This window comes from Caloramator sp. E03 (assembly GCF_006016075.1).
GTDB lineage: Bacteria > Bacillota > Clostridia > Clostridiales > Caloramatoraceae > Caloramator_B.
The window spans coordinates 1,113,808-1,131,868 of record NZ_CP040093.1 but is presented as its reverse complement, the minus strand read 5'-3'; the positions used below and the strand labels follow the sequence as shown (position 1 = coordinate 1,131,868).

The following is an 18,061-nucleotide window of genomic DNA, read 5'->3' as shown; positions in this document are numbered from 1 at the left end:
TAAAACTTTTGAGGTAAGTTATTATGTATCCAGTTTTAATATTAAATTTTAGGGTGATATAAAAGAATAGAATCTTTGCTTATTTTATATATAAGATTTTTACTTAGGCGTTAGAAATTTCAAAGGAAATAGATATGAAATTTTGAAAGAAAGATTTATAAATGTAATGGAAAGCAAAATAGGGGGTTAAACTATGGCATTATATGAAATGATTATTAAGGAGGTGAGTTTTTGAAGGTTGGAGCAGTTATAGTTAAAAAGGATGGTTTTAATTTTAGCATATCAAAGGATGAATTATTAAATAAAATACTACTTATTCTAATAAAATCATATAAGGAAGGGCTTGATGTTATAGTTTTTCCAGGTCTTTTTGGATGTTTGTTTGAAAATGATAGGGATTATATTGAGAAAATACTTAGAATGTCAATTAACTTTAAAAATATAGCGATATGTCCTGGAAGTTATTTTGAAAATGCTGAGAACAAAACATATCACTCCTCATGTATTATACAAAATGGAAGGATACTGCTGCGACAAAGGCAGCTTTATCTTGCAAAATGGGAAAAGGATTTGGGTCTTTCAAGAGGAGAGAATATTAGCTTTGTTAATTTAAAGGGATTTAAAATTGCCCTTTTGATTTCAACGGATACTTTCTATCCTCAGGTTTCAAGATATATCGCAATGTCAGGGGCAGATTTAGTTTTATCTCCTGTTTCAATATATGGAAAAACTTTCTCCTATCAGATGTCAGCTCTATGGCAGAATGTACAGCAGAATTTATTTTTTGGTGTTGAAAGTGGTTTAAAAGGAAATTTCGATGGTAAAGATTTTTACAGCCTTTCAATAATACATGCCCCTCTTGAAATGACAGAAAGGGAAAATGGAATTTTAGAGATTGAAAGAAATAATTATAGCAGCATTATTATGGCACAACTTGATAATGAAAAAAGAAAAGAAGCAATAAAAAAATTTAATGTGTTATCCCATCTTAATACAAAATTGTATGAGGATATTTTTAGGTGAGTGATATTATGGATATATTTGAGGTTTATTTTAATCATAAACTAAATATCAAAAGAATAAATAAGCATCTTAATAAAAGCCATATAAGGGAAAAGGCTAATAAGTTTGATGGAATCAGAGCGGGATGTGTGCAAAGAGAAATTAAAATAGTAAAATCCATTGAAGAGTATGCAGATATGCTTCATAGATTTATTAAAGAGGGAAGTGAAAAAGGCTGTGATATTATAGTTTTCCCTGAATATAATTTTCTTGACCTTGTAGGTATATTTCCGTTTTTTGATAAGATAAATAAATCTTTTAATAAAAAGGATTCTAATGAGAACGAAAATACTGCTATAAACAATAAAGATAATGAGCTTATTTACAGCATCTTGCTTTCAGCATCAGAGCCTATACAAAGAGCAATCGAATATATTCTTTCTTTTTATGCAAAAATGTATAGTGTATATATTTATTCAGGAAGCTATCTTTTAAGGGAAGGTGATTATCTTTATAACTGTGGTACTCTAATATCACGAAATGGAGAGATTTTAGGAAGACAGAAAAAACTCCATTTAACAGATTACGAAGAAAAAATTGGGTTAAAAAAGGGTGACGAACTTTTAGCTTTTGACCTTGATATAGGAAGGGTTGCCTGTCCTATCTGCATGGATGCAACATATTTTGAAACGTTTAAAATTGCAAGAAATCTTGGGTGTAATATCATTATATTGCCTATTGCAAATAATGAAAAATATAACACTTACAGGGCACTTAGGGGTATTTGGTCAAGGGTTCAGGAGTCCTTTGTTTATGGATTTAAATCTTCATTAAATGGAGAAGTGTTAGGTATTAAATTTACAGGCAAATCGGGTATTTTTGCTCCCATTTCATTAACTGAAAGAAAGGATGGTATTGTTTCAATATCTAAGAACTATTATGGAAACAGCCTTGTAGTTGCAGATATTGATATTAAAAGATTAGAGTTTGAAAGAGAAAGGGCTCAGTATTTTGGAGATACTAATGAAATATTTGAAAAGGACTATTATTCGAAAACCTATAATAGGATATAAGTATTTTTCTTATTTAATTGAAATAATTGATATTTCAAAGGGTTTAAGACTATAATATTATTTATAGTATAGTTAGTTTAAGGGGTGTATAAAGTGAATATTTTAATAAAGAATGCTTATATAATAACTATGAATCAAAAAGGAGAAGTACTTGAAAAAGCGGATTTAGCGATTGAAAATGATAGGATAAAATATATAGGGAAGGATATAGATAATTTTAAAGCAGATAAGATAATTGATGGAACTAAAAAAGTTGTTATGCCTGGGCTTATAAATTGTCACACCCACATGGCAATGTCACTTTTTAGAAATTATGCTGATGACCTTCCTCTTTATGAATGGCTTACGCAAAAGATATGGCCAATTGAAGATAAACTTACAGGGGAAGATGTATATTACGGCACCATGCTCAGTATTATTGAATCTATAAAATCAGGGGTTACCTGTTTTTCTGATATGTATTTTTTTATGGACGATACAGCAAAGGCTGCTTTAGAATCAGGTATTAGAGCAAGGCTTGCTTGGGGTATGATAGGTGATAGAGCAAATGATAATACGAGATTTGATATAACAAGAAGATTTTATAATGATTGGCAGGGTAAGGGCGATGGAAGAATAACAATAATGGCAGGACCTCATGCTCCTTATACATGCAGTCCCGAATATTTAAAAAGGGTAGCTGAGTTTGCTAAGGAAATGAACCTTGGAATACATATTCATCTTTCTGAAAGTAAAAGAGAAGTTGAAGAAAACTATGAAAAATTTAGTAAATCGCCAATAAAGCACGTATATGATCTTGGAATTTTAGATGTTCCGGTTACTGCAGCCCATTGTGTGCATTTATCGGATGAAGATATAGACATATTAAAAGAGAAAAATGTAAGCGTTGTATATAACCCAGGAAGCAACTTAAAGCTTGGAAACGGATTTGCACCAGTTGTAAAGCTTATTGAAAAAGGGGTTAATGTTGCCCTTGGTACTGATGGTTCTTCAAGTAACAACAATGTAAATATGTTTGAAGAAATAAATTTATCGGCAATAGTGAATAAGGGAGTTTCAGGGGATCCAACTGTTGTTTCAGCAATTGAGGCATTAAAAATGGCAACAATAAATGGTGCAAAAGCACTTTGCATGGATAGTGAAGTAGGTTCCATTGAAGAGAATAAAAAGGCTGATATTATAATAGTTGATATAAATAAGCCTCATTTTTATCCAATACATGATATAGTATCTTCTATGGTATATACGGCACAGGCAAGTGATGTTGAAACAGTTATTATAAATGGGAATATCGTAATGGAAAACTATGAAATAAAGACAATAGATGTTGAAAAAATTTATTATAATGTTGAAAAATGTATAAATAGGCTTATTGGATAAAGTATATTGTACAGGAGGTTAAAATGGCACAGATTAAAACTATAGAATTTAAAGATGGAGTTTTAAAATTAATAGATCAAAGGAAACTACCTTTAAGTTTTGAAATTTTTGAATGTAAAAACTATAGGGATGTTGACTTTGCAATAAAGGATATGGTAGTAAGAGGTGCCCCGGCAATTGGGGTTAGTGCTGGATACGGGGTTTATCTTGCAGCATTAGAATATAAAAATCTTACAAAAGAAGAATTTTTAAGTCAGGTTAGAAGAGCATGTGATATGCTTTATGTATCAAGACCAACTGCAGTCAATCTTATGTGGGCAATAAACAGAATGAGAGATTTGATAAATTCTAATAGTGAAAAATCAATAGATGAAATATGTGATATTATAAAGTGTGAAGCGGATAAAATTGCAAAAGAAGATGAGGAGATAAATAAAAAAATTGCAAAGTATGGAAATGAAATAGTACCACAAAATGCAAGGATACTTACCCACTGCAACACAGGAGCACTCGCAACATCAGCCTATGGAACTGCTCTTGGAGTTATAAGAGAAGCCCACTATAGTGGTAAAAATATATTTGTTTATGCAGATGAAACAAGACCTCGCCTTCAAGGAGCAAGACTTACAGCCTTTGAACTTGTACAGGAGAAAATACCTGCAAAGCTTATACCTGACAATGCTGCAGCAACGCTTATAAGGGACGGTAAGGTTGATGTTATTATAGTTGGTGCTGATAGGATTGCATTAAATGGTGATACAGCAAACAAAATAGGAACATTTATGCTTTCAGTTATTGCAAAGGTTTATAATGTGCCTTTTTATATAGCAGCGCCAACATCAACAATAGATTTTAATATAGAATCGGGGAAGGAAATAGTAATTGAAGAGAGGGACAGTAGGGAAGTTACACATATTGAAGGTGTAAGGATTGCCCCAGAAGGGATTGAAGTGTATAATCCTGCCTTCGATGTAACTCCAGGCGAAAATATAAAAGGAATAATAACTGAGAAGGGTATAATAACAAAACCTTTTAGGGAAAATATATTAAAGCTAAAATTATAGAGGCAGTCTAATCTGCCCTATAATTTTTATCACTTCATGGACAAGCCAAGGGACGGTTACTTACTTCTTGGAAAATATGGATAATTAGATAACAAATTAGCAAAAGAGAGATGCTGAATTTTTAGCAAGCTTATGGACAAGTTTAGAGGGACAGCCATCAATGACACAAGTGTTACCATTAAGGATGAAAACAAAATATACAGTCGATTGTCTCAAATTAGTTTCTAAAATATCTAAATATAACATTATACTGTAAATAAAATAAGTGTTTTCAGAGTAGTTATTTCTTTTTTGCATTAGAGATTTAATGATTCTTAAAAAAATAAATATTAATTCAAGTTGGGGGAAGAGGGAGTTAGCAACTTGTTTTGAATAATAAGTAACTGTCCCTATGCCTGGGCTTCTGAGTTCTATTTGAAAAATAGTATGTTGCTGCCTTTATATTTGTTATTAATGTAATAAGATAATTAATTATTAATTGTAAATTAATATAATAAAATAAGTAACAGGTCATGACTAAAAATAGCCACAACGACGGAATGAAAAAGTTTGTGGTTTTTCAAAGGTAACAGAAGGGACGGTTACTTATTATATTAAATAATAGATAAAATATTTTATACATGTCCCCCTGATTTTGCAGATATTGTGTATGAAATAAGTAACCGTCCCTCGGCTTGTACTTTTTTCCTTTTTTGTAAATGAACATTTTCACACTAACCGTCCCTTAAGATCTTAAGGTCCTAATGGAATAAAGGCAAAATTCTTTAGGTAAAATATTAAATATTTAAATTAATATTCCATTACTATAAGGAGGTAATTTATGGATAAGGCGATAATTGGTGGTACAGGTGTATATAGTATAGGTAATAGCATTTCAAAAGAAATTGAAACAATATATGGCAAAGCTTATGTTGATATAGTTAATATTAATGGTGAGGAAATAGTGTTTCTTGCAAGGCACGGTAAGGGACATTCAACTCCACCACATCTTATAAATTACAGAGCTAATATGAAGGCACTGGAGCAAATTGGGGTAAAATATATATATGCGACTGCTGCTGTTGGTTCTTGCAATGAAAATTACTCTGTTGGAGATGTTGTTGTTATAAAAGATTTTATAGATTTTACAAAATCAAGACCTCTAACATTTTATGAAGGTGGAGATTCTTCAGTTGTTCATACCGATATGAGTGAGCCTTATTGTAGAAATCTTATTTCAAGATTTTATGATGAGGCAAAAAATCTTTCCATAAATATTAAAGGTGAAGCTGTTTACTGTTGCACAGAAGGTCCAAGATTTGAAACTGCATCTGAAATTAGGATGTATAAAAGATTAGGAGCTGATGTTGTTGGTATGACCAATGTTCCAGAGGTTGTTCTTGCTAAGGAACTTGGTATGTGCTACAGTGCTGTTGGAATTATAACTAATTTTTGTACTGGTATTTCATCAAGCATTGAACTTCATGATATCGAAGGTGCCATGAATAGGAATAAAGAGATAGTAACTAAAGCTTTTATAAATGTTTTTAAAGGTAATTTAAATCAAGAAAGCTGCAGATGCAAAAATAGCAGAATAATATTATAAAAGGAGTACTAATATGGAAAAGGATAAATATTTTGCTTTTGATACGAAGGCAATTCATGGTGGCTATAATGGTAGGAACCCAGATAATGCTTTAAACCCTCCAATATTTCAAACATCAACTTTTACCTTTGAAAGCATAGAACATGCTGATGATGTAATGAATTTTAAAAGCAGTGACTATGTTTATACGAGAGGGAATAATCCTACATTAAGGCTTTTTGAAAACAGAATGTCATGTCTTGAGGAAGGAGCAGGTGCTGTTGCTTTTTCTTCAGGTATGGCGGCAATAAGTAGCGTTTTGTTTTCTCTTTTAAAGCCTAATGATAATATAATACTTCATAGAACTCTTTATGGTTCTACTTTTAGTGTTGCAAAGAATCTTTTACCTAAATACGGCATTCAATCAAAGATAATAGACCTTAGGAATTTAGATTTGCTTAAAGAATCAATAGATGATAATACTAAGGTTATTTATTTTGAAACTCCATGTAACCCAAATCTTGAAATAATTGATATAAAAGGTGTTTGTAGTATTGCAAAAAATAAAAATATAAAAGTTGTTGTTGATAATACTTTTGCTTCCCCTTATTTTCAACGACCTTTGACTTTAGGGGCTGATGTTGTAGTTCACAGTGCTACAAAGTATATATGCGGGCATGGAGATGTTGTAGGTGGAGTTGCTATATCAAAGGATTTGGATTACATAAACTATCTTAAGTTTGAATATATGTGTGAGTTTGGAGGAGTTTTAAGCCCATTTAACGCTTGGCTTTTATTAAGAGGTCTTAAAACTCTTGGAGTTAGGATGAGACAGCATGAGAAAAACGCAATTTCAGTTGCAAAGTTTTTGAAAAATCATAAAAAGGTTAAAAGTGTTTATTATCCTGGATTTGAGGATAATGAAGGTTATAAGATTGCAAAGGATCAGATGTATGGATTCGGAGGGATGGTATCCTTTGAAGTTCAAGGAGGCCTTGAAGTTGCGAAAAAAATTGTAAACTCTTTAAAGCTTATTAAAATATCTGTAAGCCTTGGGGATTGTGAAACTTTGATTGAAATACCATCAATGATAACCCATAGAGGATATCCAGGAGATAAGCTATTAGATTATGGATTCTCTAAAGATTTGATCAGAATATCAGTAGGACTTGAAGATGAGGCTGATATAATTTATGATTTAAAGAATGCATTGGATAAAATATAGAGCTTTGATTATATCAAGGCTCTTTTTATAAGAAAATTTTGGGGGTGGCTAGGTTGAAAGCTTATTATTATATTTTTTATAGCTTTATTGTATATTCCTTTTTTGGATGGATTATTGAGGTTATATTTCACCTGTATAAAGATAAAAAATTTATAAACAGAGGATTTCTATTTGGACCTGTATGCCCTATATATGGGGTTTCAGCGGTGTTTTTTATAGTTTTTTTAAGTCGATTTAATAATATTATATTTATATTCTTAGGTGGTGCAGTTTTAGCTTCTGCTATTGAAATAGTAACAGGTTACCTTATGGAAGTAATGTTTAATGCAAAGTGGTGGGACTATAGCAACGAAAAGTTTAATATAAAGGGATATGTATGCTTAAAATTTTCATTTATTTGGGGAGCATTAGCAGTATTTTTTATAAAATTTCTAAATCCCTTGATTTCTAAAATAGTATATTATTTTATAGAAAACTTTGGTGAGTCATTATATAGCTTTATATTTGGAGGATTTATAGTTGATATAGTCCTTACATTAAACAGCCTTATTGCATTTAGGTCTTTTTTCAAAGAACTCCAGGATATATTACTTGAAATAAAGTCAAATGTAGATAATCTTAAGGAGAATTTAGCTTTTGATGTTAAAGAGAAGATTGAAGAAAGGATAGATAATCTTAATGGTTTAAAAGAAAGGTTAATTGGGAGAATAAATAAAAGGCATATATATCTTATGAAGGCATATCCCCACATGAAGTCTAAAAAATTTGATTTAGCAATAGATGATATTAAAAAGAGATTCGAAAAATATTTTAATATTTAACTAAGTGATTAAGTCCATAAATCTGTAGAACCAATAAGCTCGGCGTTCAAGATGCCTACTATTGGATTTAAAGATTTATGGGCTTAATTTTATATTAAAAAAATTTAAATATATTTCACATCCTAAATAAATTCTGCATACAAAAAAGTAAGGGGTGGTATATATGACCTCAATGAGCAAGCTTTTTAATAGAATTTATGATATGGAACTGTATGAAATACAAAATAATTTTTTCTATTTGGGGGAAGGAATAAGCAGGGTGGTTTTTGCTATAAACAATGATTATGTATTTAAAATTGCAAAAGATTTAGACGGGGATTATCAGTGTAGCGTAGAATATTATGTTTATTCCCATACAAATAAAAACTTAAAAAGCTATCTTTGCCCTATTATTTGGTATAAAAGAGGAATGATTGTAATGCCAAGGGCAATTCCTCTTTCATATTTTATAAAACAGCCTTATATTGATATTTCTAAAGTAAGGTATGATAGAAATTCCTATAAAGACCTTGTTACTCTTGCAAAAAAGTTTGACCTTTTATTTGAAGACATAGTGTCAACTAGTTCCTGGGGAATTTTAAATAATAGAATGGTTTTGATTGATTATGGATGCACTAATTAAATTTTACAATGCAGAGGAATGCAGAGGGACGGTTACTTATTATATGTACTTTAATGTACGTAACATTTTAGGGGACAGCTGCTACTGCACAAACTATCATAAAATATATAAACTTAATCTTTTTTAAAGGGTAATAAGATTAAATATGAGTAATAAGTAACTATTATGAAAACATTTGTTGTATTTACAATATAATGTTATATTTGGATATTTTAGAAACTGATTTGATCGACCGACAATATATTTTGTTTTCATCCTTAATAGTGATACTTGTGGGATTGGTAGCTGTCCCAAAGCTTGTACATTTTATATTGAGCAGTTATTTATTATCTATAATTTTGAAAATTATTAACCCTATCTATTACAGTAAAATTAATTTTTTATATAAAATAAGTAACCGTCCCCTAGCTTGTATTCTGAAAAATTCAGCTTGCATGAAAAACATTGAAATTATATATTACCCTATGTATAATAAAAAAGTAGAACTTTTCAGATAGTTAAAGCTGCAAAAGCTATTAATTATAAGTTTATTTTTTCAATAAAAGCAACCTTTCATTTGTATTAATTTAATTCGGAGGAAAATTTTATGGATTCTTTAGCAAAAATGAAAAAAAGAATGCTAACTTTTTCATTGTTAGGCATTATACTTTTTTTAAATCTTTTTTTATTAGATTCATTAATTATTAAAGTTGAATCATTAAAGCAAGAGTACGAAACTTTATCAAAGAAAATTGAAAACAGCAATTCAAACATATCGCATATATCAGAAAAAGATATTGAAAAACTATTTAATGGAAATGAGGTTAAAAATGCAAATTAAGTATTACGCAAAAAAAATCTCTCTATCAATTTTATTAGTTTTGAATATACTTTTATTTTTATTATCAGTTATAACTTTTGGAGCAATTTTTAAATCGGGCTATGAATTTTATAAATTTAATAAAGATGTCTCCGTGCTTAAGCCAAAATGGAACAATATTGAAACAGCACAGACTAAAAAGTATGAAATTATAAGGGATTGGTATGAAAATGACAGAAATCATTTTAAAGAACTTCTTGGCAGCCACTCTTCAATGAAGGATACTATATATAAAGAATACATAAGTTTAAATAAAAAATTATATGAAATTGATAAATTAGCCTATTATGATTCAAAGGGGTATACTCTTTATTCCCCCGAACTTACTGAAGCCTACTGTGCTTTAATTTCAGCTGCTAAAGCAAGAGAAATGCTCCTTTATGACATTACCTGTGGTAAAGTTAAGGATTTAAACAGCTATTATTCTGAGAATTTATATTATATAATAAATAATAAATCAACAAGTCAGGATAAGTTAATAGATATAGATAAAAATTTTGAATCTTATAATCAGCAAAAGATAATAGATACATTAAGCAATCTTCATCTTCCAGACCACTTCTATTATGGACTTAAAATATTTTTTGTTAATGCCCATACAAAAACTGAATTGGGTTTTTTTAATAGAAATTCTATGGGAGAAAACAACTTTATTGTTGTATATAATCAGCCTACTGAGGAAATGATTCACACTACAATTCATGAATTTGGCCATTTAGTAGAAAATAAAATTCTTTATGAATTTAAAAAAAATAAAGATGGTTTTCTCATAAATGAGGAAAACAAGCAGGCTATGCTTGAATATGCAAAGATATATAATAAAACTTCATATTATACTAATTATGATGATTATTCTCTTGAAAAGTGGGGAAATTCATTAAACGAAAATTTTGCTGAAGATTTTGCAAGCCTCTATGATTTATCACCCAAAGATACTTTATGGCAGGGAGACCATAAAAAAGAAGTAGAGTATTTTATTCAAAGAAAAATTGCAAATAAATATATAAATAATTTCCCTTTGATTAAAAGTGCAAAAATAACATCACCAGATAATTCATCAGAAATAACATTACCCTTTAACATGGACTGTAATTTTTATACAAAAAGCTCTAAAGTTAATATAAAACTTGATATTCTCCCAATTAAAGGTAAAAACATAAAAGTATCAGTATACTCAGATGATTACTATAATTGTATTCCAATAAACAGTAAGAATGAAGCAACCATAACTTTACCCAAAAAAGGACAATACGATATCTATATAGAATCAAGTGCTTCAGATAATTCCCTTGGTACAATGGTTCACTGCTCCAATTTTAAAATTGTATACGACTCAAATTAGCTTTTAATATTTAGGTTTTGTCATATACTTAATAAGCTTTCGCACCGTTTTTTATATGCGAAAGCTTATTATTTTTGGAAACTTGGAGGGACGGTTACTTATTTTATGTAAAAATCTACAATATATTTCATATAGGAGGGCAGTTATAAAGGTTAGGTTATTCTGTAAAGGATTACATAAATTTTATAATGATTAATATCTTATTATCATATATATTATTATGAATAATGATATAAATAATAAAATGAAATGTGTTTTAAATTTTGAACACATTGAAAAATCTATTAAATTTAATAAATACAACAAAATTTCAGAATATTAATAAAAATATATTGACTAACATATTTTACCATGATATTATAAAAATATGATGTAATCCATTACATAATATAATAGAAAGGCTGATATTTATGGCAACAATAGAAGAAGTAGCAAAAGAAGCAGGTGTGTCTGTTGCAACTGTTTCAAGGGTATTAAATAATAAGAGTCCTGTTTCTATTAATGCGAGGATTAAAGTTGAAAATGCAATAAAAAAGCTTAAATATGAACCTAATATGCTTGGAAGGAATTTAAGAAGATCTGAAAGTAGAATGATATTAGCACTACTTCCGAGTATATCTAATCCATTTTATGCAAGTATAATTCAAGGTATTGAAGATATAGCTGTTGAAAATAATTATGGTGTACTTTTATGTGAGACATCATCAAAGAGCGAGAGAGAAATGTTGTATTTTAATTTATTAAAACAAAAACTTGCCGATGGTGTAATTTCTCTTGATCCAACTATTGATAAAAATAATTTAAAGGAAATTGGAATAAGATATCCTTTTATTCAATGCTGTGAATATGATGAGGATCTAAATATTCCTTATGTAGCTATAGATAATAAATTGGCAGCATATAAAGCAGTTAAACATTTAATATCGATTGGACATAAAAATATAGCACTAATAAACTCTGATGAAAAATTTCTATATGCAAGGCTTAGAAAGGAAGGATATATTGAGGCATTACAAGAAAACAATATAGAAGTAGATGAAAAATTGATGATTAATTGTGATTTGGATTTTGAAAGTGGAAAAAAAGCGATGAAACAACTTTTAAAATCTAATGAAAGTCTAACTGCAGTTTTTGCTGTTGCAGATATATTGGCAATAGGAGCAATAAAAGCTATAAAAGAAGCTAATTATAGGGTACCTGATGATATTGCAGTTGTTGGATTTGATAACATACCTATGGCAAATATGATAGATCCTGCTTTAACAACAATAGCACAACCTATGTATCAGATAGGTTGTACAGCTTGCAAGATGCTTATTAAAAAAATAAACAATAAAGATGAAACAATTGAAAACTCAATCCTTGGATTTGAATTGATAATAAGGGAGTCGACTATGAAATGATGTTTATAATTCAGCAAGAAAATTTGCTGAATAATATAAAAAAGGGGGATAAAAATTTATGAAAAAGAGCATTAAGACTTTTGTTACAATGATTGCCGCGATGATATTCATCATTTCTTTTACTGGCTGTGGACAAAGTAAACAATCCCAACAAACAAATACAAGCAATAGTTTATCTGAAAATACTAAAAAGGAGATAACTATAGGATTGTCTTTCCCAGCTGCAGATCACGGATGGCTTGGAGCTATAATTACCAATGCTCAAGATGAGGCAAAAGCACAGGGAGTAAAGTATATAACAACAACGGCAGATAATCCAAACAAGCAAACAAGTGATGTAGAAGATTTAATTACAAAGAAAGTTGATGCTATTGTAATGCTTCCTATTGAATCAGCTGCATTAACTCCAGTAGCACAAAAGGTTATGGATGCTAAAATACCTCTTGTAATTGTTGACAGAGAAATTGAAAGTGATAACTTTACAGCCCTTGTTAAAGGTGATAACAAAGGCGTTGGAATTAATGCAGCAAAGTATATTGCGCAAAAACTTAATGGTAAAGGTAATGTTGTTATAATTGAAGGAGTACCTTGTTCAGTTACTACATTAAGAACTGAAGGATTTAAGGAAGTTATAAAGAATTATCCAGATATAAAAATAGTAGCTACCCAAGCTGGAGACTTCCAAAAAGAAAAGTCTTTAACTGTTATGCAAAATATACTTCAATCTCAAAAACAAATAGATGCTGTTTATACTGAGGATGATGAAATGGCCTTTGGTGTTCTTCAAGCAATAAAGGAGGCTAAAAGAACAGATATAAAGGTTGTTACTGGCTGTGGCGGACACAAAGATGCATATAAATTAATTAAAGATGGTGATCCATTATTCCAAGCTACATTTATCTATTCTCCATTAATGGTTAAAGATGGAGTTAAAATGGCTGTTGATATAGTTAAAGGAAATATTCCTAAGAATAAAGTAACAGTTTTAGAGGCTACTCAAGTTACAAAGGATAATGTGGATAAATACTATGATCCAAATGCTAATTATTAACATATTAAGCAGTGGAAGATATTTGTATCTCCACTGCTTTAAAATAGCAAAGTGAATAGAGGTGAAACTGTGGAGGATTATATTTTGCAGATGACAAATATATGCAAGGCCTATAATAAGGTTGAAGTTCTAAAGGAAGTAAATTTCAATGTAAAATATGGAGAAATTCATGCTTTAATAGGAGAAAACGGAGCAGGAAAGTCCACACTAATGAATATACTTGGAGGAGTAACCCAAAAGGATAGTGGTATTATAAAACTTATGGGAAGAGAAGTTAATCTTTTAAATACATTAGATGCAAAAAAAAATGGAATTAGTTTCATTCATCAAGAATTAAACCTTGTAAATGATTTGACCGTTTATGAAAATATGTTTCTTGGATCAGAAATAGTCAATAAGTTTGGATTTATTGATGTTGAAAAAATGTGCAAAAAAAGTCAAGAGATATTAAATAGTATGGACATTAATATCGATCCTAAAACAAATGTTGGAGAGCTTGATGTGTCTTTTAAGCAAATAGTTGAAATAGCAAGGGCATTGCTTCAGGATTCAAAAATAATAATAATGGACGAACCAACTACTTCACTTTCTGACCACGAAATAGAAAATCTCTTTAAACTTATGAAAGGATTAAAGCAATCTGGTGTAAGTATTATATTTATTTCTCACAAGTTAAAGGAAGTTATGAGAATTTGTGATAGTTATACAGTATTAAGAGATGGAGTGGTTACTGGTACAGGAAATATACAGGATACAGATGAGCAACAATTAACTAGATTAATGGTTGGCAAAAGCATAGCTACTTTGGAATACTATAGAAAAAGAGAAATAGGGGATGTAGTTCTTGAGGTAAAAAGTCTTAATAGTAAATATTTCAAAAATATAAATTTTAAATTGCATAAAGGGGAAATATTAGGATTTACAGGGCTATCGGGAGATGGAAGATCTGAACTTTTTCAGAGTATATTTGGATATTTAAAATTAAATACGGGAGAAATTTTAATAAAAAATAATGTTTGTAAAATAAATCATCCCAATAAAGCACTTAAATCAGGAATAGCATTGCTCCCTAAAAATCGAAAAGAAAATGCTATTATCAAAGATATGAATGTAGTAGAAAATATCACAATAAGTTCTCTTGAAAAGTTTGTAAAAGGATTTATTATTGATTCAAAAAAAGAAATTGAGAGCTGTAAAGAAAGAATTGAAGAAACAAAAATCAAAGTAATGGATATTAATATGCCAATTACTAATCTAAGTGGAGGCAACCAGCAAAAGGTTGTATTATCAAAATGGATTGAGGCAGATGCGGATATAATAATACTTGACAATCCAACGCAAGGTGTGGATATTGGGGCCAAAAGTGATATGTATGAGCTTATTATGAAGCTTGCAGAAAAAGGGAAAGGAATAATAGTTTTATCTTCTGAAGTGCCTGAAATCCTTAAGCTTTGTGATAGGATATATGTTATGTATCATGGGGAGATAACTGGGATACTTAATAGAGAAGAAGCTAATGAAGAGAATATAATGCTTTATGCAGCTGGAGTTAAAAGGAGTGAAGTTTCATGATTGAAAGTGAAGTAGTTAAAAATAAAAAAAGTAAATATTTAATCTCTAAATTTTTATGGTTTTGGACAAATTATAGTGTTGTTGTTGCTTTTTTTATCATTGTAACAATTGTTGCAGTAATTAATAAAGATTTTTTAACTAAAGCAAACATAATTAATATTATCAGACAGGCATCTATTATAGGAATAATTTCACTTGGAATGTCTCTTGTAATTCTAACAGGAGGGATTGATCTTTCAGTAGGATCGGTATTGGCTCTTGTTGGAGGTATTTCATTAATTACTTTAAATAAGACTGGAAGTGTATTAATATCGGTACTTTGTGCATTGTTATCAGGAGCTACTATAGGACTAATAAATGGGCTTTTAATAACTAAAGGTAAAATTACTCCTTTTATTGTAACGCTGGGTATTATGGCATCGGCAAGATCTTTAATATTATATATATCAAAAGGTGGAAGTATATCTGGAAAAGTTCCAAAGTATATACAAATTGCAAACGGTGAGATTGTAGGTATAGCTTATCCTATTTTTATATTTCTTTTTCTTACAATACTTATGATTATCCTTTCACAAAAAACTAAATTTGGACGGTATGTTTATGCAATTGGAAGCAATGAAAAGGCGGCACTTCTTTCTGCTATAAATATAGATAAAATAAAAATCATAGTTTATATGATTTGTTCTACATTAACAGCACTTTCAGCAGTAATTGAATCTTCAAGACTAAATTCAATTTCTTCTGCAAGTTCAGGAATATCCTATGAGCTTGATGCAATAGCTGGTGTTATAATTGGTGGGACAAGGATGTCTGGAGGTAAGGGTAAGGTTATAGGTACTTTTTTTGGAATATTAATTCTTGGTGTTTTAAATAATACATTAAATCTTATGAACGTATCACCTTATCTTCAGGGATTAGTTAAAGGATTAATAATAATAACTGCAGTCTTATTACAGAAAAAAGAGTAATTTATATATTAAATTAGGAGGATATATCTATGAAATTAGGATTTTTAACAGGTTGCCTTGGGGATATACCAATTGAAGAAAAGATAATATGGGCAAAAAAACAAGGGTTTGACTGCATTGAAGTATCATGCTGGCCTAAAGTAAATACAAGAGATTATTCAGGTACAGATATTGATGTTGAAAATTTTGATGAAAAGATTGCTGAAAAATTAAAGATGATTCTTAAAAGAGAGAATATTTTTATTTCATCACTGGCTTATTATGATAATAACCTTCATGAAGATTTAAAGATAAGAAAATCCTATCATAATCATTTAAAAAAGGTAATTGATGCTGCACAGCTTTTAGATGTAGAAATGGTTGGAACATTTATTGGAAGGAATATGAAGCTTACTATAAATGATAATTTTAAGCTATTTGAAACAGTTTTTAGTGAAATACTTGATTATGCAAAGGAAAGAAATGTAAAGATAATTATAGAGAATTGCCCGATGATTGGATGGAATAAGGATGGGTTTTCAGGTACTATTTCTTATTCACCAGAACTTTGGGATGAAATGTTTAGAAGACTCCCTTATGATAATTTTGGGCTCAATTTTGATCCTTCTCATCTTGTTTGGCTTAAAGTAGATTATATTAGAGCACTAAAGGATTATAAAAATAAAATATTTCATATTCATGCCAAAGATACAGAAATTAAAGAAGAAATGCTTTCATATTACAGCATATTTGGTAAACAGATAAATAAGATGAATGAATGGGATAATGGATGGAACTTTGGAAGGATACCAGGAAGGGGACAAATTAATTGGGATGAGTTTTTTAGAACGTTAAGAGAAATAAATTATGATGGAGTAATTAGTATAGAACATGAGGATAAGGAATATGAGGGCTCAATAGAAAAAATCAAAGAAGGACTTGAATTAGGGAAAAATTTTTTAAGAAAGTATATATAATTTGATATTACGGGGAGGCAGGTATTAATTAAAAAAGAGGGGGCTATTTATGAAAATTAAAGTTGGAATAGTAGGTTGTGGATCTATATGTCAGTATAGGCATGCACCTGAGTATGCTAATAATCCCAATGTCCAAATTGTAGCATTTTATGATCCTAATGAAGAAAGAGCAGAAAAAATGGTTGAAAAATATGGAGGGTATGTTGCCAAAAGCTATGAAGAAATAATAGAGGATCCTAATATTGATGCTATAAGTGATTGTTCTACAAATGAGATGCACCATATTGTAACTTGTAAAGCTCTTAGAAATAATAAGCATGTATTATGTGAAAAACCTATGGCAATATCAGTTGAATTAGCTGAGGAAATGGTTAAAGCAAGCAATGAAACTGGTAAAATACTTATGATTGATCATAATCAAAGACTTGCGGCAGGGCATATAAAAGCAAAGGAGATTTTAAAAAGTGGAGAGCTTGGAAGAGTATTAACTTTTCATACTGTTTTTGGCCACAAGGGACCTGAATACTGGAGTGTAAATAAAAGCAATTCAACATGGTTTTTTAATAAAAATCGCTCAGTTCTTGGAGTTGCAGGGGATTTAGGTATTCATAAGATTGATCTTATAAGATATCTTCTTGAAGATGACATAGTTGAGGTTAGTTCTTTTGAGAGCACACTTGATAAAAAGGATGATAAAGGTAATAAAATAGAAGTTAGTGACAATATGGTATGTATTTTAAGAACGGAAAAAGGCTCACTTGGTACTGCAGCTTTTAGCTGGACTTATTATGGTAACGAAGATAATAGCACAACATTATACTGTGAAAAGGGTATAATGAAAATTTATGGTGATCCTTCATATCAAATTATAATAACAAAATTTAATGGAGATGAAATATTATATAGGACAGGAGCTATTCAGACTAATGACAATCAAACAAGTACAGGAATAATTGATGAATTTATATCTTCAATACTTGAAAAAAGAAGACCACTTATAACTGGTGAAGATGGATTAAAGGTATTAAAGGTTGTTTTTGCTGCAATAGAATCATCAAAAAAAGGTATTAAAATTAGATTGTAGATAGAAAGGTTTGTCACCCAGATTGAAATGACAAATTGTCATTTCAATCTGGGTGCTTTTTTATGCTTGTTATTG

16 protein-coding genes are annotated in these 18,061 nt (G+C 29.9%); all 16 read left to right on the top strand.

The window, feature by feature from the left end; genetic code table 11:
• Nucleotides 1-231 precede the first annotated feature (231 nt).
• The 16 genes from FDN13_RS05725 (at nt 232) to FDN13_RS05650 (ending at nt 17,986) form a co-directional block, all read left to right on the top strand.
• A complete protein-coding gene (locus tag FDN13_RS05725; protein WP_138979318.1) occupies nt 232-1,023 on the top strand; it encodes a carbon-nitrogen hydrolase family protein in 792 nt (263 codons plus the stop codon).
• An 8-nt stretch (nt 1,024-1,031) separates the two neighbouring features.
• Nucleotides 1,032-2,075: a nitrilase-related carbon-nitrogen hydrolase gene (locus tag FDN13_RS05720; RefSeq protein ID WP_207670912.1), complete on the top strand. Its 1,044-nt coding sequence runs from the start codon at nt 1,032-1,034 to the stop codon at nt 2,073-2,075.
• A gap of 93 nt (nt 2,076-2,168) precedes the next feature.
• Nucleotides 2,169-3,455, top strand: a complete 1,287-nt coding sequence (locus FDN13_RS05715) for an amidohydrolase (RefSeq protein ID WP_138979317.1) — start codon at nt 2,169-2,171, stop codon at nt 3,453-3,455.
• Between the two features lie 32 nt (nt 3,456-3,487).
• Nucleotides 3,488-4,519: an S-methyl-5-thioribose-1-phosphate isomerase gene (gene mtnA / locus FDN13_RS05710; RefSeq protein ID WP_207670942.1), complete on the top strand. Its 1,032-nt coding sequence runs from the start codon at nt 3,488-3,490 to the stop codon at nt 4,517-4,519.
• 820 nt (nt 4,520-5,339) lie between these two features.
• The gene (locus FDN13_RS05705) at nt 5,340-6,104 is read left to right on the top strand and encodes an S-methyl-5'-thioinosine phosphorylase (RefSeq protein WP_138979315.1); all 765 of its coding nucleotides are present in this window, start codon (nt 5,340-5,342) and stop codon (nt 6,102-6,104) included.
• Nucleotides 6,105-6,117: 13 nt separating this feature from the next.
• Nucleotides 6,118-7,308 carry a trans-sulfuration enzyme family protein gene (locus FDN13_RS05700; RefSeq protein WP_138979314.1) on the top strand — a complete coding sequence of 397 codons (1,191 nt, stop codon included), beginning with the start codon at nt 6,118-6,120 and terminating at the stop codon, nt 7,306-7,308.
• A gap of 53 nt (nt 7,309-7,361) precedes the next feature.
• Nucleotides 7,362-8,129 (top strand): putative ABC transporter permease, encoded by a 768-nt coding sequence (locus FDN13_RS05695; RefSeq protein ID WP_168190087.1) that lies wholly within the window; start codon nt 7,362-7,364, stop codon nt 8,127-8,129.
• A 163-nt stretch (nt 8,130-8,292) separates the two neighbouring features.
• A complete protein-coding gene (locus tag FDN13_RS05690; protein WP_138979312.1) occupies nt 8,293-8,751 on the top strand; it encodes a hypothetical protein in 459 nt (152 codons plus the stop codon).
• A 586-nt stretch (nt 8,752-9,337) separates the two neighbouring features.
• Nucleotides 9,338-9,571, top strand: a complete 234-nt coding sequence (locus FDN13_RS05685; protein ID WP_138979311.1) for a hypothetical protein — start codon at nt 9,338-9,340, stop codon at nt 9,569-9,571.
• A 40-nt stretch (nt 9,572-9,611) separates the two neighbouring features.
• On the top strand, nt 9,612-10,952 hold the full coding sequence (locus FDN13_RS05680) for a hypothetical protein (protein WP_168190086.1): 1,341 nt from the start codon (nt 9,612-9,614) through the stop codon (nt 10,950-10,952).
• Between the two features lie 410 nt (nt 10,953-11,362).
• Nucleotides 11,363-12,355: a LacI family DNA-binding transcriptional regulator gene (locus FDN13_RS05675; RefSeq protein WP_138979309.1), complete on the top strand. Its 993-nt coding sequence runs from the start codon at nt 11,363-11,365 to the stop codon at nt 12,353-12,355.
• A gap of 58 nt (nt 12,356-12,413) precedes the next feature.
• A complete protein-coding gene (locus FDN13_RS05670) occupies nt 12,414-13,406 on the top strand; it encodes an ABC transporter substrate-binding protein (RefSeq protein ID WP_138979308.1) in 993 nt (330 codons plus the stop codon).
• A gap of 69 nt (nt 13,407-13,475) precedes the next feature.
• Nucleotides 13,476-14,978 carry a sugar ABC transporter ATP-binding protein gene (locus FDN13_RS05665; RefSeq protein ID WP_243120271.1) on the top strand — a complete coding sequence of 501 codons (1,503 nt, stop codon included), beginning with the start codon at nt 13,476-13,478 and terminating at the stop codon, nt 14,976-14,978.
• Nucleotides 14,975-15,946 carry an ABC transporter permease gene (locus tag FDN13_RS05660; RefSeq protein WP_138979307.1) on the top strand — a complete coding sequence of 324 codons (972 nt, stop codon included), beginning with the start codon at nt 14,975-14,977 and terminating at the stop codon, nt 15,944-15,946. The genes FDN13_RS05665 and FDN13_RS05660 overlap by 4 nt, the downstream gene beginning before the upstream one ends.
• A gap of 29 nt (nt 15,947-15,975) precedes the next feature.
• Nucleotides 15,976-16,902 (top strand): sugar phosphate isomerase/epimerase family protein, encoded by a 927-nt coding sequence (locus FDN13_RS05655; protein WP_138979306.1) that lies wholly within the window; start codon nt 15,976-15,978, stop codon nt 16,900-16,902.
• A 49-nt stretch (nt 16,903-16,951) separates the two neighbouring features.
• Nucleotides 16,952-17,986 carry a Gfo/Idh/MocA family protein gene (locus tag FDN13_RS05650; RefSeq protein WP_138979305.1) on the top strand — a complete coding sequence of 345 codons (1,035 nt, stop codon included), beginning with the start codon at nt 16,952-16,954 and terminating at the stop codon, nt 17,984-17,986.
• Nucleotides 17,987-18,061 lie beyond the last annotated feature (75 nt).